General features: G+C 70.6%; 20 protein-coding genes and 3 pseudogenes. 14 read left to right on the forward strand and 9 right to left on the reverse strand.

The genetic code is table 11. The features are described from left to right. Positions 1 to 178: 178 nt before the first annotated feature. The gene (locus tag ACFWUY_RS36075; protein ID WP_384120001.1) at positions 179 to 823 is read right to left on the reverse strand and encodes a GAP family protein; all 645 of its coding nucleotides are present in this window, start codon (positions 821 to 823) and stop codon (positions 179 to 181) included. A gap of 211 nt (positions 824 to 1,034) precedes the next feature. Continuing rightward, positions 1,035 to 1,811 (reverse strand): hypothetical protein, encoded by a 777-nt coding sequence (locus ACFWUY_RS36080; RefSeq protein ID WP_384120004.1) that lies wholly within the window; start codon positions 1,809 to 1,811, stop codon positions 1,035 to 1,037. A gap of 97 nt (positions 1,812 to 1,908) precedes the next feature. Between ACFWUY_RS36080 and ACFWUY_RS36085 the strand changes: the two genes are divergently transcribed. The 7 genes from ACFWUY_RS36085 to ACFWUY_RS36115 all read left to right on the forward strand — a co-directional run bounded on the left by ACFWUY_RS36085 (position 1,909) and on the right by ACFWUY_RS36115 (position 4,951). Further along, complete coding sequence (locus tag ACFWUY_RS36085; protein ID WP_384120007.1) at positions 1,909 to 2,352, forward strand: Asp23/Gls24 family envelope stress response protein; 444 nt, start codon at positions 1,909 to 1,911, stop codon at positions 2,350 to 2,352. 36 nt (positions 2,353 to 2,388) lie between these two features. Further along, on the forward strand, positions 2,389 to 2,616 hold the full coding sequence (locus ACFWUY_RS36090) for a hypothetical protein (protein ID WP_384120009.1): 228 nt from the start codon (positions 2,389 to 2,391) through the stop codon (positions 2,614 to 2,616). Beyond that, entirely contained in the window at positions 2,613 to 3,053 is a 441-nt protein-coding gene (locus ACFWUY_RS36095) for an Asp23/Gls24 family envelope stress response protein (protein ID WP_384120012.1), read from the forward strand. Before ACFWUY_RS36090 ends, ACFWUY_RS36095 begins: the two co-directional genes overlap by 4 nt. Further along, positions 3,050 to 3,730 (forward strand): DUF6286 domain-containing protein, encoded by a 681-nt coding sequence (locus tag ACFWUY_RS36100; protein WP_384120015.1) that lies wholly within the window; start codon positions 3,050 to 3,052, stop codon positions 3,728 to 3,730. The genes ACFWUY_RS36095 and ACFWUY_RS36100 overlap by 4 nt, the downstream gene beginning before the upstream one ends. Before the next feature lie 11 nt (positions 3,731 to 3,741). Continuing rightward, positions 3,742 to 4,338: an alkaline shock response membrane anchor protein AmaP gene (gene amaP, locus ACFWUY_RS36105; RefSeq protein ID WP_384120017.1), complete on the forward strand. Its 597-nt coding sequence runs from the start codon at positions 3,742 to 3,744 to the stop codon at positions 4,336 to 4,338. Positions 4,339 to 4,540: 202 nt separating this feature from the next. Then, positions 4,541 to 4,696 (forward strand): DUF6131 family protein, encoded by a 156-nt coding sequence (locus tag ACFWUY_RS36110; protein WP_384120020.1) that lies wholly within the window; start codon positions 4,541 to 4,543, stop codon positions 4,694 to 4,696. Between the two features lie 78 nt (positions 4,697 to 4,774). Then, on the forward strand, positions 4,775 to 4,951 hold the full coding sequence (locus ACFWUY_RS36115) for a hypothetical protein (RefSeq protein ID WP_384120023.1): 177 nt from the start codon (positions 4,775 to 4,777) through the stop codon (positions 4,949 to 4,951). Positions 4,952 to 5,054: 103 nt separating this feature from the next. Here ACFWUY_RS36115 and ACFWUY_RS36120 read toward each other — a convergent pair whose 3' ends face one another. Continuing rightward, positions 5,055 to 5,885 (reverse strand): hemolysin III family protein, encoded by an 831-nt coding sequence (locus tag ACFWUY_RS36120; RefSeq protein WP_384120025.1) that lies wholly within the window; start codon positions 5,883 to 5,885, stop codon positions 5,055 to 5,057. A gap of 474 nt (positions 5,886 to 6,359) precedes the next feature. Here ACFWUY_RS36120 and ACFWUY_RS36125 point away from each other — a divergent pair, with 474 nt between their 5' ends. Further along, positions 6,360 to 7,310 (forward strand): DUF1206 domain-containing protein, encoded by a 951-nt coding sequence (locus tag ACFWUY_RS36125; RefSeq protein WP_384120028.1) that lies wholly within the window; start codon positions 6,360 to 6,362, stop codon positions 7,308 to 7,310. 537 nt (positions 7,311 to 7,847) lie between these two features. Here the strand turns inward: ACFWUY_RS36125 and ACFWUY_RS36130 are convergent. The 4 genes and pseudogenes from ACFWUY_RS36130 to ACFWUY_RS36145 form a co-directional block, all read right to left on the reverse strand. Beyond that, a pseudogene (locus ACFWUY_RS36130) lies at positions 7,848 to 9,170 on the reverse strand (cellulose binding domain-containing protein); the annotation flags it as partial. Between the two features lie 188 nt (positions 9,171 to 9,358). Further along, complete coding sequence (locus tag ACFWUY_RS36135; protein ID WP_384120031.1) at positions 9,359 to 10,147, reverse strand: alpha/beta fold hydrolase; 789 nt, start codon at positions 10,145 to 10,147, stop codon at positions 9,359 to 9,361. A 108-nt stretch (positions 10,148 to 10,255) separates the two neighbouring features. Beyond that, positions 10,256 to 11,266 (reverse strand): annotated as a pseudogene (locus ACFWUY_RS36140) (MFS transporter); the annotation flags it as partial. A gap of 337 nt (positions 11,267 to 11,603) precedes the next feature. Beyond that, on the reverse strand, positions 11,604 to 11,999 hold the full coding sequence (locus ACFWUY_RS36145; protein WP_384120034.1) for an ATP-binding protein: 396 nt from the start codon (positions 11,997 to 11,999) through the stop codon (positions 11,604 to 11,606). Positions 12,000 to 12,239: 240 nt separating this feature from the next. Between ACFWUY_RS36145 and ACFWUY_RS36150 the strand changes: the two genes are divergently transcribed. Then, positions 12,240 to 12,842 carry a hypothetical protein gene (locus tag ACFWUY_RS36150; RefSeq protein ID WP_384120036.1) on the forward strand — a complete coding sequence of 201 codons (603 nt, stop codon included), beginning with the start codon at positions 12,240 to 12,242 and terminating at the stop codon, positions 12,840 to 12,842. A gap of 37 nt (positions 12,843 to 12,879) precedes the next feature. Here ACFWUY_RS36150 and ACFWUY_RS36155 read toward each other — a convergent pair whose 3' ends face one another. Next, complete coding sequence (locus ACFWUY_RS36155) at positions 12,880 to 14,130, reverse strand: PP2C family protein-serine/threonine phosphatase (protein ID WP_384120039.1); 1,251 nt, start codon at positions 14,128 to 14,130, stop codon at positions 12,880 to 12,882. Between the two features lie 953 nt (positions 14,131 to 15,083). Between ACFWUY_RS36155 and ACFWUY_RS36160 the strand changes: the two are divergent. Both ACFWUY_RS36160 and ACFWUY_RS36165 read left to right on the forward strand, forming a co-directional pair. Continuing rightward, positions 15,084 to 15,860, forward strand: a pseudogene (locus ACFWUY_RS36160) (IS5 family transposase). A 218-nt stretch (positions 15,861 to 16,078) separates the two neighbouring features. Then, positions 16,079 to 17,125: a fatty acid desaturase family protein gene (locus ACFWUY_RS36165; RefSeq protein WP_384120041.1), complete on the forward strand. Its 1,047-nt coding sequence runs from the start codon at positions 16,079 to 16,081 to the stop codon at positions 17,123 to 17,125. Positions 17,126 to 18,205: 1,080 nt separating this feature from the next. Here ACFWUY_RS36165 and ACFWUY_RS36170 read toward each other — a convergent pair. After that, a complete protein-coding gene (locus ACFWUY_RS36170; RefSeq protein WP_384120047.1) occupies positions 18,206 to 18,880 on the reverse strand; it encodes a PxKF domain-containing protein in 675 nt (224 codons plus the stop codon). A gap of 173 nt (positions 18,881 to 19,053) precedes the next feature. Between ACFWUY_RS36170 and ACFWUY_RS36175 the strand changes: the two genes are divergently transcribed. Genes ACFWUY_RS36175 through ACFWUY_RS36185 form a run of 3 tightly spaced genes read left to right on the forward strand, consistent with a single transcriptional unit; the run spans position 19,054 to position 20,554 of the window. Beyond that, a complete protein-coding gene (locus ACFWUY_RS36175) occupies positions 19,054 to 19,335 on the forward strand; it encodes a hypothetical protein (protein WP_384120096.1) in 282 nt (93 codons plus the stop codon). Then, entirely contained in the window at positions 19,329 to 20,174 is an 846-nt protein-coding gene (locus tag ACFWUY_RS36180; protein ID WP_384120050.1) for a HipA family kinase, read from the forward strand. The genes ACFWUY_RS36175 and ACFWUY_RS36180 overlap by 7 nt, the downstream gene beginning before the upstream one ends. After that, positions 20,171 to 20,554: a DUF3037 domain-containing protein gene (locus tag ACFWUY_RS36185; RefSeq protein ID WP_384120053.1), complete on the forward strand. Its 384-nt coding sequence runs from the start codon at positions 20,171 to 20,173 to the stop codon at positions 20,552 to 20,554. The genes ACFWUY_RS36180 and ACFWUY_RS36185 overlap by 4 nt, the downstream gene beginning before the upstream one ends. Positions 20,555 to 20,621: the final 67 nt, after the last annotated feature.

Consider the following 20,621-nt stretch of genomic DNA (forward strand, 5'->3'; position numbering starts at 1 on the left):
GCTTCAACGTCTTCCTGCGCCTGTACTGGCCCCGAAAGCCCGCCCTCACCGGCGACTGGACCCCACCCGCACTGCGCCGCACCAGCTGAACCCCGCGGGCCCCGGTACCTCCCCGAAAGGTTCCTTGTCGAGCGCCATCGAGCCGAACGAGAGGGATCGCAACTGGGGCCCGCTTGCTTCAGGCGACCAGCTCGTAGATGCTCCCGGCCGTCAACCACAGGCCGACGAGGAGGGAGAGCGTGACGATCAGCTGCTCCTGGTGCCGGCCCAGCCAGTCCCGCAGGGCGTTCAATCGGGCTTCCGCGGCCGCAGGTGCCCAGACCGCGTACATCTCCATCACGATGAGGCTGAGGGTGGCCAGCAGGCAGTAACCGGTCAGCGCGATCCAGTCGCCGGCGGTGGAGAGGTGAGCCTTAAGGGCCGTCGCGGCACCGGCGCCGACCAGTCCCCAGGGCTGCAGCAGCCACGCCAGACCGGCTGCCGTGCCCCAGGAGGCGTTGTCGATCCGGGAGGTCCAGCGCGGTGGGCCGTGCGGGCGGGGCGGCCGGTGCCGCCGGTACGCCCCGTACAGCACCAGCGCCAGACCGATGGCGAGCTTCGCGGCGAGCGCGGCGGTCGAGGGCGCGCTGTGACGGGCCGGGGGCTGACCGCCGGTCAGCAGCACCACGACGGCGATCACGACGATCAGGTTGGCCAGCCACGACAACAGGAACGCCAGCCCCTGACGGACGCCGCGCCGCGAGGAGAGCAGCAGGATGAAGGCACTGTTGTGCAAGGGCCCCAGGGTGATGGCCGTACCGATCACCATCAGGTCGAGGACCATCTGACCAGTCGCTCCTGGGCGTCAGAGCCGTCCGCCACCCATGGACTGGGGGCCGGCCCGGCAGAGGGACGCGGCGCCGCCACGGTGCCGCATCCCGACTGTGCAGACGGCGGCTCGTCCGGTCAAGCAGGCCACGCCCATGAAGCCCTGCCGGTCCGTTCGGGACGTACATCGCCGGCTTACGCCTGCCTCGGCTTCGACGAGGCCCGGGCTACGGCGCGGTTTCGGTGATGAGGACGGCAGCGGTTGTCGGGACCCGGACGCCGCTCGTGGCCGCGGTGGTCACGGCGTCCCGGACGGCCCGGGCGACTTCCAGGGGATGGCGGCCGGGTGCGACCGCGAGCTGGACCTGAACGTGTCGGGCGGGCGGATCGTCCTGGTGCGTCACCCTGACGGGGTGGCCGCCCAGTGGGGCGGTGAGGCGGGCGACGCCCGGCACGGCCGAGGCGACGTCGGCCAGCTCTCCGATCGGCCCCCGCAGGGGTTCTGTTTTGGTCGCGGGGGCCGAGCTTCGCGTGGGTGCTTCTTGGGCAGGGGGCGTCATGACGTTCTCGGTGGTCTGCGATCCTCCGTCTGCCTCCGGGCCCTCGTGGAGATCCGTGACGCGCAGATCGACGGTCACAGTGCTCAGGCCGAGTTCTTCGTCGGCCGCCTTGAACAGGATCGTCCTCAACTGTTCGGCGGCTTGAGATACGGGCAGTGTCACGGACCCGGTGAAGGCCGCCTCGATGCTGAGCGGGCCGGGCGGGAGCGCGCCGGCAGGCGGGCGAACGGCCGGTTCGAGCACGGGTGCGTGCGGGGCCGGTCCGATGCGCATGCTCTCCAGCCGAATGCCGGGAGCCTTGGCGGCCTTGCGCCAGAGAGCCCGGACGGCCGCCTGTTCGGTGATCCACGTGCCGTCGTCCGGCCCTCCGAGAGGCAGCAGTCGCCCCAGGCCGAGCCGACCACGCACTGACTGCATCAACGCCTCGGTCTTCACCTCTTCCATCCTCTCCCTCGCCTCACGACAACCGGATAAAACAGCCTATAGCGAATATAATTCGAATAAGGGGTGCATGGCTGACTTCTCGAGGCAGGAGTGCCTGATGACTGAGCACACCGGCGCAAAGTATGGCGGCGCGCCCGGTTCTCGCGGCCGGACATCCATCGCCGATGTGGTGGTGGAGAAGATCGCCGGGATGGCGGCACGGGACGTGCGCGGCGTCCACGCCCTGGGCAGCGGGTTCGCGCGCTCGATGGGGTCCATGCGGGAGCGGATGCCCGGCGCCGGTAGTGGCAAGTCCGTCACCCGCGGGGTCAGTGTCGAGGTCGGAGAGGTGCAGACGGCCATCGATCTGGAGCTCGTCGTCGACTACGGCGTCTCGATCACGGACGTGGCCGGGGCGGTGCGGGAGAACGTGATCTCCGCGGTGGAGCGGATGGCGGGTCGGGAAGTCGTGGAAGTCAACATCATGGTCGGTGACGTGAAGCTGCCCGACGACGAGGAGGACGACGAGGGCGAGGGGCAGGAGCGGCAGCGGCTCCAGTAGCCGGACGGAGTCGGCTACCAGGTGAAGGAGCGTGTGATGAGCAGATCCGTGGTGGGTTTGGCTGCCGGAATGGCGCTGGGTTTCGCCGCGTACTTCGGTGGCTTCTGGGCCTTCTTGCTGGTGCTGGTGCTGGGTGTCGTCGGACTCGTCGTCGGGCGTTTGACGGAAGGCGATCTCGAACCCGGTGACTTCGTACGCCGCCGGGACGATCAGGAACGTATTCGTGACGACCAGCGCCGGGCACGGAGAGACTGGCGGCAGTGACCAGGCAAGCCGACAGGCGCCCGGCCGTGCCCTGCCGGGAGCGGGGTGGGACCTCGGTCGCCGACCGGGTCGTCGCGAAGATCGCTGCCCAGGTGGCGCGCGAGGCGCTGAGTCGTTTCACCGAGCCGACCGGCCGAGTGCCCCCTGGCCGCCGCACACCGCACGTGACGGCGGTGGTGCGGGGGGCAGCGGAACGGAACGGCTCGGAGAGGGCAGGCGGTCCTGCCGGGAGCCGACCGGTGCTCGGGCAGGTGCGGATGCGCATCGCCGTGGAACTGGGCTATCCGTCGGACATCGGGGCGCAGTGCGCGGCGGTGCGCCGCGAGGTCACCGAACGCGTCACGGCATGGGCCGGTGTGGAGGTGTCCGACCTGGTGGTGGCCATCGAGAGGCTGCACCCGGCCCACCGGCGGACGGAAGGGGAGAGGGTGAGATGAGCGCGCACACCGGGCGGCAGCGGCCCGGCGACAGCGACCTTCCCTCGGATCCCGCGAAGACGGATTCCTCCGCAGGGCACCCGGACACCGACGCGACACCGGCAGAGCGGGAACCGGTGGGATCGCCGCGTCGTTTCTGGTCCGCGCGGCGGGTCCCCGCGGTCATCGTGGCGCTGCTGTCCCTCGCAGCCGTTGGGCTGCTCCTGTACGACGTGGTCTCGGTGCGGGCGGGCCGGCCCGGGATGGGCTGGCGACGCCGGCTCGCGGGTGAACTGGCCGCACGGCCGCTGGACGACGTCTGGATCACCGTCGGGGCCGCGGTGTCGATGGTCCTCGGTCTGTGTCTCGTCGTGCTGGCGGTGACACCAGGGCTGCGCAGACTGCTTCCCATGCGGCAGCCCACCGGCCCCCGAGGAACAGGCGAAGTCCGCGCCGGTCTCGACCGCCGGGCGGTCGCCCTGATCCTGCGTGACCGGGCCGTACGGGTGTCCGGTGTCGAGTCGGCTCGGGTCGATGTCGGTCGCCGAAAGATCAAGGCCCGGGCGCAGGCGCATTTCCGCGATCTCGACGAGGTCCGTGCCGACCTCGATACCGCGCTGGGCGAAGCCGTGGCGGCCCTGGGTCTCGCCCGGCGCCCCACGCTGACCGTCCACGTCCGACGCCCGAAGAAAGGCTGACGCTGATCCCGATGATCAAGACAGTGAACCGGGTGCTGCTGGGGCTGCTCGGCCTCGGACTGTTCGCACTGGGCGGCGGCGTCCTCCTGGGCGGTCTCGATCTGCAACGCCGATGGGGTTTCGACGTGCCGGGCTGGTGGCCCTTCCGCGGCCCGGCCGATGTCGTCCTGGGCGACGAAGGACGCCTACGGTGGCGGGCGGAGGGCTGGTGGTGGCCGACCGTCATCACGGTGCTCGCCGCGCTGCTGGTGCTGCTGCTGTGGTGGCTCTGGACACTGCTGCGCAAAGACCGGCTGCACCAGGTCCTCGTCGACAGCCAGGACGGTACGGCAGCCCGACTCGACGGCCGCGCCCTGGAGGACGTGATCGAGAAGGACGCGCAAGCCCTGGACGGAGTCGCACGGGCACGGGTGCGCCTGAGGGGTCGGCGCACCGCCCCGGTCGCACGTATGCGCGTGTGGCTGGAGCCTCACGCGGAACCGGAGTGGATCCTGGACCGGCTCGACCGGGACACGCTCGCACGCGCACGGGACTCGGCCGGCCTCGACCGCCTCCCGACGGAGGCCCGCCTCCGGGAAGTCCGCCACCGCGCCCATCGGGTCGACTGAGCATGCCCGCGGTATCCAGGGACGGAAATCCCACCCTCCGGCTCCCGGCCGCGACGGCCGTCACATCGCACCCGATCGGCTTGCCGATCATGCGGCTTCTGTCCATGCCCGCCGGAAGGACAGGAGCCTGACAGCCCGACAGGCCACCTCGGCGGGTTGCCTCTACTCTGGAGGTGAGGTACCTGCGAGGCCGGAGGTCACCATGATCATTCTCGGGGTCATCCTCCTCGTCATCGGATTCGTGGCCGGCATTTCCATCCTGTGGACGATCGGGATCGTCCTGGTCGTGATCGGAGCCGTCCTGTGGATCCTCGGGGCGATGGGGCGCGAGGTCGGCGGACGCCGTCATTACTGGTAGACGGCTCGGCCCCGAACCGACGCAGCCCTCGTGGTCGAGTCTTCGCCGGGCCGCCCTGCCGCAGGGAGGCGTAGCGCGATGTTCCTCTTTCCGATTCTGCTCGTCAGCGCCATCGCTCTGATTGTCATCGGCGCTGTCGTGGACGGAATGCTGTACCTGCTCTCCACCGGAGTGCTGCTTCTCGTCGTCGCCGTGCTGTACCTGCTGGCGCGCTCGATACTGCGCTCGCGTCGAGGCAGGCCCACCGCGTTCTGACGGTGGGGGCCGGCCCGCCACGTTCCGTGGGGGTGGGCTCCCGGCCCTCGCGCGGTCCTCCGGACGGCCGGCGAGTGGGTGGGTCGGCCCGCGCCTCGGCCGCTCAGTGAGCGGCAAGGAAGATGGCGATGTAGTGGGCGGTGAAGGCTGCCACTGTCAGCGCGTGGAAGACCTCGTGGAAGCCGAACCAGCGGGGTGAGGGGTTGGGGCGCCGGAAGGCGTAGACGACCGCGCCCGAGCTGTAGAGAAGCCCGCCGATCACGATCAGGGAGACCACGGCCACCCCGCCGCTGTGCAGGAAGTCGGGCAGGTACCGCACGGGCGCCCAGCCCAGAGCCAGGTAACAGGGGGTGTACAACCAGCGGGGAGCTCCGACCCACAGGACACGGAAGGCGATGCCGACCAGCGCGCCCGTCCACACGATCCACAGCAGGACGGACCACTGGTCCGGGGGGAGCAGGAGCACCGCGAGCGGCGTACACGTGCCGGCGATGATCAGGAAGATGTTGGCGTGGTCGAGGCGGCGCAGAACGGCCTCACCGAGTGGCCCCCAGGTGCCGAGGTGGTAGACGGCGCTGGTCCCGAACAGCAGCCAGGCCGTGACGGAGTACACGGTGCAGGCCAGCACGGCCTGCGGCGTCCCTGCCAGGCAGATGAGGACGATGCCCGCTGCCAGCGACGCGGGGACCATGCCGGCGTGAAGCCGGCCGCGCAGCCTCGGCTTGATCGGGTCCACCAGATCGGCTGCCCGCTCGACCAGGTCGGACACCGGGCGGGAGTCCCCGGCGGCCCCGTCTCGTCGCGATCCCGAAGAAGAGCCGGTCGAGTCGCGTCCCTTGACCGTCGGTGGGTGAGAAATGCCGCGGGCTTCGGCGTCTTCTCGGGGCACTGCTTCCCCTCCCGGATCGGACTGCTGGGCATCACGGGCAACCATGCGCACATGCTAGGAACCCGACCGTAACGGGAGCACCGGAGGTCCGCCTCATCGCGCATGGCCGGTTCAGGCACCTCACGATTCCGGCCCCGGCTGCCTGCCGACGGCTGGGACCGTGGAGGTTGCGGATTTGGCGGGCCACCGAGCGCTGTCGGTGGTGCGTGGGTCATCGGCACTCACGGAACCGGCGAGGGGGCGCGCGTCGCCACCCAGGATGTTCCCGACGGGTCCGCGGGCGAGCGAAGCCGGCCACGTATCCGTCGCCCCGCAGGATGGTTTCGCGGACACTTGTAAAGCCCTACCGTGGAAGACAGGGAACAGACCCGGGGGTGGTGTCATGCCGGTCGGCCCGGAGCCCCGAACCCGGCCGCCACATCGGCCGGCGTGGCATCGCGGTCCGCAAACAGCGGACGCGCCGGGGACCCCGTCGGACACCGGCTCTGACCCGCGACGCCCATCCCGACCGAGGGTGCGTTGTTCAGCGAGGTCCGGCCCATGGAGGTGCCAGACATGGAGCGCAGTCAGGACAGTGCGGCTCAGCCCAAGTCGCGGGGGCGGCGTGTGGCCGACAGCCGTGCGGTGGAGGTCGCGTCCAGGGTCGGGCTCTGTGCCCGGGGAGTGATCTACGTGCTGGTGGGGATTCTGGCCGTGCGGATCGGCCTCGGCAGCGACAGCGGCCAGGAAGCCGACCGGTCCGGCGCGGTGGGGACCCTCGGCGAGCAGCCGTTCGGACGGGCTCTGCTGTGGGCGCTGGTGGTGGGGCTGGCGGCGATGGCGCTGTGGCGGCTGGCCGAGGCGGCGTTCGGACAGACGGTGGAGGGCGGCGAGAAGTGGAGCCGGCGTCTGGGCTCCTTGGGGATGGCGGTGTTCTACACGGTGATCTGTATCGGCGTGATGCAGACGGCGCTGGTCGGTGGATCCGCCGGGGGCCGCCCCGGTGACGAGACGTCGAAGGAGTACACCGCCAGGGTGCTGGACTGGCCGGGCGGCCGGGTGATCGTCGGCGTGTTCGGGGCCGTCCTGATCGGCGTGGGCGCGGTGATCCTGGTGCGCAGCCTGATGCGGAAGTTCGAGAAGAACCTCCGGACGGAAGAGATGCGCCCGGCGACGCGGCGGGTCGTCGCAGTACTGGGCATCGTCGGCGGCGTGGCGTGCGGCGTGGTCGCGGCGGGGGCCGGCCTGTCCGTCCTGCTGGCCGCCGCGCGGTACGACCCCAACCAGGCCAAGGGTCTGGACGAGACGTTGCGCTCGTTCGCCGCCACGCCCGCAGGGCCTGCCCTGCTGATCGCCGCCGCTGTGGGCCTCCTGCTGTTCGGCCTGTACTCGTTCTGCGAAGCCCGCTGGCGCAAGGCCGCCGAGCACGGGACTCCGGCGGAACAGCCGACCGGGGCCGCGGGCCCGGGGACACGCCCCGGTGCGCCCTGACAAGGGGAACTCGTCCGGCGGCGTGGGCCGTTCGTCTCGGTGCGGGCGGTTGCGCCGCACCTCCCGACGTGTGCGGGCCGGACGCCGATGGTTCCAGGAGAGCGATCTCGACCTGTGGCAGCGTTCGCTGGGCTTCGCGGCGCTCGGCTTCCGGACCCTGGTGCCCCTGCTGATCGTCGTGTCCGCGGCGGATCCGACGAGCGGGGCGGGGGTTCGCGCAGTGGCTCGGAGACGGCCTCGGCGTCTCGGAGGCCGCCAGGGGGACATCGAGCGGTTGTTCGCTCTGCCGGGCCAGACGTTGCGGACCATGACGGCGTTCGGCCTCGCGGTGCTCGCCGTTTTCGAGGTGTCGTTCGGCGCGACGGTGCAGAGCGGCTACAAGGAGGTGCGGGATCTGCCCCCGGCCCGCTGGTGGGCCAGGTGGTGGCATCCCCGACGCACCGCGGGATCACACACCCGGCACCTCAGACGGACCCTGTCGCCGGGGTCGGGCGCCGCGGGCGGTCGCACCGCCACAGCCCGCGGCGGCCGGTTCGTTCAGGAGCCGGGAACGGAGTCCTTGAAGGCCGTCCCGGATGCGCGGAAGCCGGTGACCTTCGCCGCCACTTGGGCAGGGGTGAGGACCTGGTCCTTCACGTGGAGCAGGTAGTCGACCTGCTCCTCGTAGGCGCGGGGGGTCGTGGAGGTCTGGCCGGCGAGGTCGATCAGCCACTGGTTGAAGTGGATCGCCATGGGCCGCTCGGGCAGGTAGCGGGCGTCGTGCCGGGCGAACTGCTTGCCGTCGATGGAGTAGACGAGCGCCGTGTCGTCGATCGTCAGGACGGGGTCGTGCCAGCCGGCGTGGCTCGTGCGGGTCTCGGTGTGCTGGTTGACGACCTCCCAGGGGTCGGGGCGGAAGGTCTCCCAGGAGGTGGTGCAGAGGACGTTCGCCGTCTCGCCCCAGCCACCGTTGGGGAGGTACTCGAAGTCGTACTCGGCGTAGTCGTCCGCCATGGGTGCGGTGAGGTCGTTGATGGTGAAGAAGCTCTGGACCAGGTGGTCGCCGTCCGGGCCGCTGGTCGGGGTGTCCGTGAAGCGCACGCGGGCGGCGTAGGTGCCGTTCTTGAACTTCCGTGCCGCGGTGTGTACTTCGGTCTGCCGGGTCGAGGTGCCGGTGCCCGCGGTCGACGTGCGCAGCGTCATGACGGAGTTCGTGCCGTCTTTGGCGAAGGTGACGTTCTCGGGTGCCCAGGTCGCGTCGCCGACGCCGGGGCCGCCACCGCCGGAGCGGATGGTCCAGCCGTGCGCGGTGATCGCCGGATCGGTGTGGCCGGTGTAGTCGAAGTCGTCGAAGAGGACGCTTTGTTCGGCCGGGGGAGTGGTCGGAGCCGTGGGGGACGGGGTGGTCGGCGTTGCCTCGTTGCCGGCGGGGGCGGTGCCCCAGACCTGAACGCCGCCGATGGTGGCGGTGACCTTGGTCCAGTTCCCGTACGTGGTCTGCGCGGGCCCGAAGGAGTAGTCGTCGGACTGGTCGAGCGGCTGCCAGTCGGAGCGGTGGAAGCGTAGCTGTACGTCCCCGGTGTCGGCGCCCGGTGCCAGGGAGCCGGCCCCTGCCGTGAACCCGACCTCCAGGTACCGGTCCGCCGTGGCGGTGGGGTTGGCCGGCATGCCGAACGTACCTGTCAGGTGCGCGCAGCCCTTGACTGCCCAGTCGCAGGCGTAGCTGTACGAGGCGCCGGGGTCGGCCTTGAAGTAGTAGCGCAGCTTGAGCTGGCCCAACGGGACGCTTGTCGTCCCGGTGTTGGCCACGGTGAACCGGGGCGCCGCCTGATCGCTGCCCACGCCGCCGTGCCGGTACCGGACGGCGATGCTCTGTCTGGCTCCGCTCCCTTCCCGACATCCGCGGCCTCGAAGCCCGCCTCACCAGCGCACTGCCTCAGCTGAAGGTGCTCGACCAGGCGGTCTCCCTGCGCTTCGTGAAGCGCAGGGGCCGCATCCTCGACCTGGCGGGCCGCAGCGTGAGCACCGTCCCCATGGACATCTGGTCCGAGCCTTCCTGAAGAGTCGGGTCAGGCGTGTGCGCGGTAGAACTCGCGGACGGCCCGGTTGAAGAGCTCCGGCTCCTCGAGGTTGCTGACGTGGCCCGTGCCAGGGAGCACGACGAGCATGGCGTCCGCGATCGCCTCCTGGAAGGCGTGGGCGACGCTCAGCGGCGACCTCGCGTCGAGCTCGCCCCAGACGAGCAGGGTGGGAACCGCGATCTCGGGCAGCAGGTCACGCTGGTCGGCCTCGGCCATGACGAAGAGCTGCGTCCCGAGGCTGTGCGGACGCACGTCGTCCGCCATCGCCGTGAGCAGCGGGACGAACTCGGCGGGCGGATCCCCGGCGAACAGCCCCGGCAGCGTCGGGTCGAAGTGCTCCGGGGGCGCCGCGAGCATCCGCCGTACGCCGTCGACGCGGGCCCGTACCTCCTCCGGCGGCAGCGAGCCCTTCCAGCCGGCGTAGGTGTCGGCCAGGACCAGTGTCCTGACCCGCTCCGGATGGCGACGACAGAGCTCGAGTACGACGGTCCCGCCCCAGGAGAGACCTGCGACGTGGGCGGGGCCGAGCCGCAGGTCGTCGATCACCGCCGCGAGGCACCGGGCGTAGTCCGCGAGGCCGAAACCGGAGGGCACGTCCGAGGAGCGGCCGGCGCCGGGCTCGTCCCAGGCGACCACCGTGAACTCGTCGGCCAGGCCCGCGAGCTGCGGCTGCCACATGCGACCGTCGAGACCCGCACCGTGCACGAAGACCAGGGGCGGTCCTTGTCCCACCCGTTCGTAGGCGATCTCGAACCCGTTCACCCGCACCGTAGCCATACCACCACGCTACGCGCGGCCGTCGGACGTGTCGTGGCTCCCGCTCCGGTCATCTCGGGAAGCGGCTCCCGCTCCGGAAGCGGACGGGAGCGTCCGCTCTGACCTGGGCTATTCGGCGAGAGTCGCCTGCCGTCGGCTGTCGAGTACCTGCTGGACGCGGGCCACATCGGTGGCGTAGGTGCCGTAGAGCAAGGTGAGGAAGACGCCATTGACGAGCACCAGGCCGACAAGAACCCACAGGAACACCGCGCGCGGTCCGAAGGCGTCGCCGAGGAAGCCGGCTCCGAGGCTGAACGCGGCGATGGCGACGGCCTCGAAGACGCTGAGGTAGATGGCGAAGGTCGCGCCGCGGAGTTCGGGAAGCGTCACGGCCATGATCATGGGCCGGTTGACCACCGGGTTGACGCCCTGGACGAGGCCCATGAGGGCGAAGAAGACAGCGAACACGCCGATCCCGCCCCAGTCGAGCCGGGTACCGAAGAAGGCCACGGTCGCGAAGGCGAACCGAGCGGTCTGGAGAATGACCACGAGGCCGTGGTGCGGGTTGCGGCGGACGGCCCAGTCGGCGAGGAAGCCGCCGAGCACGGTGCCGGTGAAGAAACCGATGCCCATGGGGAAGAGGACGACGGAGGCGACCTGGGTGCTGAATCCGTAGGCGTCCACCAGGAAGATCACACCGAACATCGTGGCGAGAAGTTGCCCCGACAGGAGTCGGGAGACGAGCAGGACCACCAGGCTCGGGATCCGGAAGAGCGCGGTCACCTGCTTCATGGTGACCTTGGTATGGGCCTCGCGGGTCCGTCGGTCGAGGCCGGCGAGCTGGTGCTCGGACGCGCCTCCGCCCGGGACGCGCATCCAGATCAACAGGGCGACGCCGCACAGGACGTTGACGGCGCCGATGCCCCACAGGCCCCAGCGCCAGCCGTCGTCGAACGCGGCGAGCTGTCCCTTCAGGGTGGCGAAGAGGGAGGCGGCGAGGTTGATGACGTCGTACAGCATGCCGACGGCGCGTCCCCGGGACTCGCTGTCGAAGAGATCCCCCAGGATTTCCGTGGTGAGAGGTCCGGAGGCCGCGTACCCGGCGGCGAGGATGGTGATCAGGACGAGGAGCTGGGTGAAGTTCTGGGCGAAGCCGGCTGCCCGGGCTCACCGGATTCGCACTCCACCTGCGCCGAGACCTCGACGCCGTAACCGCCGGCCTCACTCTGGACTGGAGCTCGGGCAGCATCGAGGGTGCCGGCTCGCCACTCGCCGCGTCCCGGACCAGAGTTCGGTCGTCCAGATTCCGACAGGATGGTCACTCGGAGGCAGTCACAACTGAGGCTGTGACTCGCGAAGCCTCTCGTCAGCCTGCTCATCCCAGTGGAAACGGCCCTCGGCATCAGGCCACGCGACTTGCAGCACGGGCAGAGGCGGCCGCGGGATCAGGTAGGCCCGGATCAGGGTGATCTGGGTGCTACCAGGGACTATGGACGCAGATGGTCTTGCCGCCGGCGGGGGTGGGTTCGATGTGGACGCGGGTGGTGAGGTGCTTGATCAGCAGCCATCCCCAACCGCCGGTTCCGTCCGTGTGGGGCCGACGGGGCTGGGGCGGGTGGGGGCTGGTGTCCGTGACACAGATTTCGAGGTGATCCCTGTGCAGTTCCAGGTGCAGGGTGCAGGGTCCGTCGGTGTGCCGGATCGCGTTGGTGATGAGTTCGGCCACGACCAGGAGAGCGCCGTCGGCGTTCTCGGGCTGCGCAGGGGGCCTGACCTGGGTGGCGTGGTGGAGGAAGTCGCGGGTGGCGTCGCGTGCTGCTGTTGCGGAGTGGCCGGTGCGGGGCACAGGCTGGTTGAGGACGGTTGTGCCCATTGCGCCTTCTTCCGCTGGTGGACCTGTATGGCGCCTGCCCCTTTACGGCCCGCTTGCCACCTTATGCGGCAAAAAACCTCGTTCCGCCGCCATGCCGTGGTTTGTGCGCGAGCGTGCTGGGTCGACGGTGACGGCGGCCGTTCGGCGCGGCCGGTGTGGCGGAGCGTCCGGAGGAGGGCGAGGGTGGCTGCTGTGCCGGCACCGGCGCCTGCACATTTCCTCGTTCTCACCAGGAGCCCCATGCCCGAACGCAACACCGTCCTGCGCAGCATGCATGATGTGGGCCTGGCCACGTGGTTCGGCGGGTCGCTGATGGGCGCGGTCGGCCTCAACGGCGCGGCCAAAGGCCACAGCGACAGCTGGCGCGACAACGCTCGGATCGCCAGCGTCGGCTGGGCGAAGTGGGCTCCCGTCAATGCCGCGGCGATCGGCGCCCATCTCGTCGGCACCAGCGGACTGCTCGCCGTGAACGCTTCCCGGGTCGCGACCCAACAGGGGGTAGCCGCCTCCACCTTGGCCAAGACCGTCCTGACCGGCGCCGCCCTGGCCGCCACGGCCTATGCCCGGATGCTGGGCAAGAAGATCGAGCTCGCCTCGTCGACGGACCCGGAGGACGCCGAGGAGGCGGCCGGCTCCTTCGACGCCGGCAAGGCGGAACGGCACCTGTCCTACGCGCAGTGGCTGGTACCGGCGGTGACCGGCGGCCTGCTGATCCTGGGCGCCCTGCACGGAGAGCAGCAGCGCCCGGCCGAACAGGCGCGGGGCACGTGGCAGCGTGCGCGCGACCTGTCGCCGCACATGCCGTCGGGTGACCACTGGTACCGGTACCACGAGGGCGCCTGAGGGCGGCTCCGCTGCGTCGCCTCCCTCTACGCTGTAGTCATCGTCCGGGAGCCGATGGTCCTGTGCTTGACGGCTGTGAGGCGTCGGTGAGATTGGCGCCGTGGGCGGCGTCGCGCTCGGAGTTGGCGACGCCGTGCCAGTCCAGGCACATGACGGTCGCGTCGTCGTCGAGGTGGCCGTGGCCGGCGTCGACGATCGCTTTGATGAGGGTGCGGGCGGCTTCGCGGGGGTGCAGGGCGCGGCTGCGGATGATCAGGTCCGACAGGTCGAGGTTCTCGGCGCTGCGCTCGAGCATGCCGTCGGTCAGCATGACCAGTCGGTCACCCGGGCGGAGGTCCAGCGTCTGCACGCGGTAGGTGTTGGCCTGCGATGTCCGGGCTCTGAGACCGAAGGGGAGATCGACTTTCGGGACGATCTCCTGGACTTCTCCGTCGCGCATCCGCAACGGCCAGGGATGCCCGGCGTTGACGAACTCCGTCTCGCCGTCGATCAGGCTGATGCGTAGCAGTTGGCCGGTGACGTAGCCACTGCGGCCGTGATCGCACATGGCCCGGTCGGCCTGGCGGGCCTGTTCCGCGAGGTCGGCACCCGCCCGCCGGGCCCGCCGTAGGGCGCCCACCACCAGGGTGGCCAGCAGCGCGGCGTCGACGTCGTGGCCCATGGCGTCGGTCACGGAGAGCTGGACCGTATCCCGGTCGATCACGTAGTCGAAGGTGTCGCCCCCCACGTGGTCGGCGGGTTCCAGAGCTCCGGCGACCGCGAACTGTGCCGCCTCGCACGCCAGCGACGCCGGGAGCAGCCGGTGCTGGATCTCCGCGGCCAGACTCAGCGGCTTGGTGCGCCGGCCCCACTGGTACACATCGGTGTGGGACCGGTTCGCGATGACGATGTACGCCAGCGCGTGCGCGGTCTCGCCGATCTCCCGCATCACCTCCGCGCTCGGTGCCGCGGGCAGGAACAGTTCGAGGAGCCCGACGGCATCCCCACGGTTGGTCACCGGGGCGACGACCCGCACCAGCTCCCTCCCGCCCCTGTCCTCCACCCTCGGCCGCTGGCTGCGGATCACGTCGTCGTACAGGGTGCCCCGCAGCCGAATGCGCTGGGCCGGCTCACCAGTCTCGACGCTGCCCGCAGCACCCAGCCGCACGACCGAACTGCCGGAGAAGTCAGTGATCAGAAACGACACCGACGCGGCCCCGAGGCGCTCCCTGAGCATGCGCGCGACCACGTCGAGCGACTCCACAGGTGCCGCGGCCTCGGCCGCTTCCAACGCCCCCGCCAAAGTCATTGCCCTGCCCCGCTGCCTTCCGCCCACGGGAGGACGAGAGGCTTGCCCGTCGTCCAGCTCTCCTGCGGTCATAGCGACCCCTTGCTGCTTGCTGCCGGCCGGGACTCCGTCCCGGACGCGCGAAGATCCGCGCCGAGGCGGCACCGGACACATCACATTGCACCACGCCCCCCCGGAGACTCCCAGCCTGCACGGCATCAGCTCCAGGACAGGAGCCGGTTGCCGGTCATGGGCCACGCGGGTTCGACGTGTACCGGTCCGGGCCCATCCGAAGCGGACGACGAGACGCAGGACAGGACTCCATCACGCCGCGCCTCCGTCAGCGGAAGGCCGAAGTTCCCGGCGCGGCTTCGGCGATGCGCTCCCCAGCCAGGCACCCCGTCAGTGCTGCCGCGATCGGTACGCACCTGGTCGGCGTCGGCGGACTGCTCGGCGCAACGCTGCAGGTGGCAAGCAGGGCGGAGTGCTGTGCCGGCCCGCTCCGGTTTCCACGCCGCCGCAGCCGCCGTTCTCGCTGCGGCTACTGTGGTGGGGCGATGGCGGGCGGCCCGGAATGGGCGTGATGGGCACGGTGCCAGTGCAGTGAAAGCCCCTTGGCGTCGGACAACCCCCTTCGCCAACCGATCTTGCATCGCCACTTGCCGGGGTGGACGAGCTGCACACCTTGTTCCTCGACCCGGTGACGGACCCCAAGCTGCTCAAAGCCGGCGCTCGTGCCGGCCGGGCTCGGAGTGACGCTCCTCCTCAGAGGAGCGTTCGCAGCGGGCCGGATCACTGCCCCTGAATTTCGAGAGCGGCACCTGGCTCACACCGATAGCCGTACTCCTTGGAGGTTCCAACAGAAGCTGTTGATCACGTGACTGTCGGCTTGGTTGCTCGTTGGTCCGTTCGTGGCGAAGGGGAACTCCCGGCAGTGGACCGTCTCGGACGAACCGTGGTCACTGATCGAGCCGTTGCCGCCAGTGCCGGCACCGAAGCCGGTGGCGGGCCGGCCGGGGGGCAGGCCCTGTGCGGGATCCTGTTCGTGCTCCGCACCGGCATCCAGGGGGAGTACCTGCTCCAGGTGCTCGGCTTCGGCTCCGGTATGACGTGCCGGCGGCGCCTGGCTGCATGGAACGAGGCCGGCGTGTGGGACCGGCTGCGCCTGGTCCTGCTCAAGAAGCCGCGGTCGGCCAAGCAGCTCGACTGGTCGCGGGCGGTGATCGACTCCAGCCATGTCCGGGCCGCCCGACGGGGCCCCGGAGTGGACCCAGCCCGGTCGACCGAGTACGGCCGGGCAGCAAGCACCACCTCCTCGTCGACGGGCAGGGCATCCCGCTCGCCGTGTCGCTGATCTGCGCGACGTGACCCAGCTGATGCCCCTGCTCGCCAAAATCCCGTCCGTCGCGGGCATGGTCGGCCGGCCGCGGTGACGACCGGACATGCCGCTTGCCGACCGCGGCCACGACCACGACAAGTACCGCCGTCTCGTCTGGGCCCAGGATCGAACCGGTCATCGCACGACGCGGCCTCCCGCCTCCATCGTCGGGTCGCCGAGCGCACCATCGCCCGGCTGCCCGGCTGCCCGGCTGCCCGGCTGCACGGCTGCACGGCTGCACGGCTTCCGACGCCCACGCGACCGCTGGGAGCGACGCGACGACATCCACGAAGCCTTCCTCGGCCTCGCCTCCTACCTCATCACCCACCGACACGTCCAACGCCTTTGTCAGGACCTCTTGGGCGGCCGCTGACACTTGCTCGCAGCGGCTTCGCCTCGGCGGTAACGCCGTGTCGGCCAGGCCGGCGTCCGGTCGCCGGGAGTGGGAGCGGAAGGCGGACCGAGGCGTACGTCAATTCCGGGATCCCGGGTATGGGCAGTACTGGGAGTTCACCCACATGCCAAGTGAAGTCCGGACAGGGCATGCGTCATACCGTGCCGCCTGACGACTACGGAAAGCGACTTCTGATCATGAATTCCTCGCAGGCGGTGCGACCCCCTCCCGTACGGGCGAGTACGGGCAGCGACTTCGCCCGGCTCTCCCGGAAGATCCAGGAGGCCGGGCTCATGGCCCGGCGCCCCGGATACTACGCACTGCGCATCGCGGCCGTGACGGCCCTGTACGCCGCCGGGTGGACGGCGTTCGTTTTGATCGGCGACAGCTGGTGGGCGCTGCTGGCAGCCGGTTTCCTGGCCTTCGTGTTCGGGCAGGTGGCGCTGCTCGCGCACGACCTGGCCCACCGGCAGGTCTTCCGGCTGCGCAAGGGCAGCGAGGTGTCGGGGCGCGTCGCCGGAAACCTTGGCATCGGCATGGGGTACGGCTGGTGGCAGGACAAGCACACCCGCCACCACGCCAATCCCAACCACGAGGACCTCGATCCCGACCTCGACCCGGACATCCTCGTCTGGACGCAGGACCAGGCCCGTGCGGCCAGGGGACTGCCGCGGCTGCTCGGCCGCTCGCAGGCGTTCCTCTTCTTCCCGCTGCTCACGTTGGAGGGGTTCAACCTGCACGTGTCCGGGGTGCGATCGCTGTTCGACCGCTCGCTCAAGCACCGCATGTGGGAAGGGGCCCTGCTCACTGCGCACCTCGCCGCCTACCTCGGCGCGCTGTTCCTGGTGCTGTCGCCCGGCAAGGCGGTCGTCTTCCTCCTCGTCCACCAGGGCCTCTTCGGCGTCTACCTCGGCTCGATCTTCGCCCCGAACCACAAAGGCATGCCGATCCTGCGAGGCGCCGACCGTCCCGACTTCCTGAGGCGCCAGGTCCTGACTTCCCGCAACGTGCGCGGAGGCCGGTTGACCGACATCGTCCTCGGCGGTCTCAACTACCAGATCGAGCACCATCTCTTCCCGAGCATGCCCAGCCCGCACCTGCGCAGAGCCCGGACCATCGTCCGCGAGTACTGCCAGGAGATCGGGGTCGACTACCTGGAGACCAGCCTTGTCGAGTCCTACCGGCAGACCCTCGCCAGTCTCCACGCGGCGGGAGCCCCCCTGAGAAGGCCGAGCACCACCTGACGCCACGCCCGGCAGCCGGCACGCGGATGGTCCATCGGTACTCGGAACACCGGCCCGCGTCATCGCGCCCGACCCTGCCCACAAGCACCGCGCCGCCCTCGCCCGCGGGGCTGTCGCTGACGTGGACCAGCCCCCCGCGGGGCCCCTCCACGGGTCCCTCCAACGTCCCTCCACGGCCACTTCGTCCGCACGGCGTGCTGACGCAGGTCAGCCCCGGCGGTCAGGGTTGCGCGACGCGTTCGACAACCCTCTCGGGTCGCCGCAGGTCTGGAAGCCGACCGGAGTACGACGGAAGGAAGTGCTGAGGGCCCTGGGAATCTTCCAGCGAGCCACCCCTGATCAGCTGCGGCGGACGCTCCGCCCCGGAGACCGGCACGACCGGATCACCCGCGACACCTGAACGCGTTGAAGGACTCCCTCCGACCCGGGTGGAGACACGACCGGAGTCCGGCCACCCGTTGTGGGCGTTCACCGGGAAGGGCCACCCGGAAGCCCGCCTGCCGCTGCCGAGAACGTACGGATCTCCGCGCTGCGCAAGCCCACGTTCGACGACGAAGGCCGACCGGTTCAAGCCGACGGCTACGACGAACACGCCGCCGCCGTCACCTCGGCCGACGCCGTGCTCACCGGCGCCAGGCGGAGGGCGAGGTGGGCCGAGATCCGGCAGCACTCCTGGCCCGGCGAGCGGGACCGGCTGTGCGGGCCGTGCGCCGGGGCCGACATCGGCCGTGCTGAAGCCGAACGGCTCTCCCACGGCCAGGCGGAAGAGGCGGCCGCGAGGGAAGCCGCCGAAGCGGAGGCGAAGAAGGCCCGGGGATCATTCGGTATCCGGCGCCGCCGCTGGAAGGGGAAGCACAGGGGGCATGGGCAGGCGGCCTGCCGACGGCCGCCTGCTCCACTCACGCCCCGGCACCCGTCCAGCACGGCAAAAGAGCGGCTGCCCGGATCTCCCGGACGGTTCGACGACGCCGAGACCCCCTGCAAGCCTCATGTGGCTGATACCGCTGACGGCCCCTTCCCAAGGCTCATTCGGGTGGATTCGGGATGCCCGCAGGGGTGGTGGGCAGGCCGGGGGCGGTGTCAGCGGAACTGGAAGTGGGCGACGCGGTCGGTGCCGTCGCTCAGTTCCAGATGGAAGGTGCGGCAGGTGCCGGCCCATGCCCTGTCGGTCTTCCAGACATAGGTGTAGGTGTCGGTGGCCGCGTCGTAGGTGAGGCCGGAGGTGCTGACGGCGCCGGTGTCGACCGGGTCCGTGGCGGTGCCGTCGCAGGCGGTCTGCTGGGACGACGGGGAGCCGTCTGCGAGGACGTCCAGGCCCTTGTCGCCGCCGAGGGAGAACTTGACGGGGATGCTGCGGCCGGCGTTGACGGAGTTGACGGCCGGAGCGTTGTGCACGGGCGCGTGGAAGCCGGTGAAGGGGAAGGCCGGGGTCGGGTTCTCGACCTGGGTGTTCACCTGGTCGTGCCCGATCGCCTGCTGGTGGTAGTTGATGGCCTCGGCGTCGACCGTGACCGTCCCGCCCTCGGTGGGGACGACCGTCAGGGGGATCGAGGCGGGGTCGGTGAAGGCGGCCAGATGCCAGCAGCTGCCGGTCACCCCGTTGGGGAAATCGCAGTACCAGCCGCTGTCCCCTGCCTGGAAGGCGGTCACCGTGGCGGCGGCACCGGACAGGGCGACGTTGACCGTGTTGGTCCTGCCCAGGAAGTCGGGGCTGGAGTTGGGAACGTCGAGGGTGACGCTGTGGGGGGCGTCCACCTGGACGGGGCCGGCCGGCGCGGCGAGTTGGACGACGGAACACCCACACCTGGAAGCCGGCCTCGGCCAAGGCCGGCGTCATCCCGCCACGTGCCGAGGGGTCGAAAGCCTGGCAGCGGGCGGCGGCCCCGAAGGACGGTTTCCACGTGCTTCGGCACACCTACGCCTCGGTCATGTCGGAAGCCGGAGAGTCCGTCGTGACCCTGGCTCGGTGGCTCGGACACTCCTCGCCGGCGATCACTCTCGGTTACTATGCTCACTTCATGTCGGAGGCCGGCAGCAAGGGGCGCGGCACCATCGACGGTCTGCTGGGGGAGCGCGGGGGATCGGCTTGCCGGCCGAAACTCCCCAGATTCTCCCCAGCACCGTCGACCGGTGATTCCTGCCTCTGCGCCCCGAAGGAGTCCTCCGTTGATTGTAAGGCTGAAGAGATGGGTGGCCTGGGAAAGTGCTGAAAGAGGTTGTAGCGACCCGCTATGTCACGCCTCTGCGTGAGGGCGGCTCGCTCCCCGGGATCGTCGAGGCCGACGACCTCGGCACGTACGTCATGAAGTTCACCGGCGCCGGACAGGGCCGCAAGACCCTGGTCGCCGAGGTCATCTGCGGGCAGCTCGCCCGCAGGCTCGGGCTGCGGGTGCCGGAGCTCGTCGCCATCCAGCTGGACCCCGTCATCGGGCTCTCCGAGCCCGACCAGGAGGTGCAGGAGCTGCTGAAGGCGAGCGGCGGCCTCAACCTGGGCATGGACTTCCTGCCCGGCTCCCTGGGCTTCGACCCGCTGGCGTACGAGGTCGACCCCGTCGAGGCCGGCAAGGTCGTCTGGTTCGACGCGGTCATCAACAACGTCGACCGCTCCTGGCGGAACCCGAACATGCTGGTCTGGCACGGCGACCTCTGGCTCATCGACCACGGCGCCACCATGATCTGGCACCACAACTGGCCGGGCGCCCAGGCCTCCGCCGCCAAGCCGTACGACGCCTCGGACCACGCGCTCGCCCCGTTCGGTCCGGACATCGCCGCCGCGGCGGCCGAACTTGCACCGCTCGTCACCCGCGAGCTGCTCGACGAGGTCGCCGCCGACGTACCCGACGAGTGGCTCGTCGGCGAGCCCGGCTTCGACGGTGCGGACGAGGTGCGCGCCGCGTACGTCGAGGCGCTCCTGCCGCGCGCCGCCACCATCCACGAGCGGGTCACGCTCGGCCCGCGCACCGAGAACCGGCCGCAGCAGCCGCCCGGCTGGCTGGCCGAGCGCCTCGCGCCCCGGCCGCACCCCACCGAGAAGGACAGCACCCCGTGACCGACCGCGATGTCTTCGAGTACGCGCTGCTGCGCGTGGTGCCGCGGGTCGAGCGCGGCGAGTGCTTCAACGCCGGGGTGGTCGTCTACTGCCGCGCCCGGTCCTTCGTGGCCGCCCGGGTCCATCTGGACGAGGCGAAGCTGGCGGCACTCGACCCGGTGGCCGACGTGACCGGTGTCCGGGCCGCGCTGCACGCGGTCGAGGGGGTCTGCCTGGGGGGCGACGCCGCAGGTCAGGCGGCGCGGGACGACGCGGGGCGGCGCTTCCGCTGGCTGATCGCGCCGCGCTCCACGGTCGTCCAGCCGGGGCCCGTGCACACGGGTCTCACCGCCGACCCCGAGGCCGAGGTGGAGCGGCTCCTCGACCTGTTGGTGCGCTGAGCGCGGCCGTCCGGGGACGGGGAGTGACGGGGGGCACCCGGTGGGCCGTTGACACCGGGTGCCAGGG

Source organism: Streptomyces sp. NPDC058664 (assembly GCF_042716635.1).
Lineage (GTDB): Bacteria > Actinomycetota > Actinomycetes > Streptomycetales > Streptomycetaceae > Streptomyces.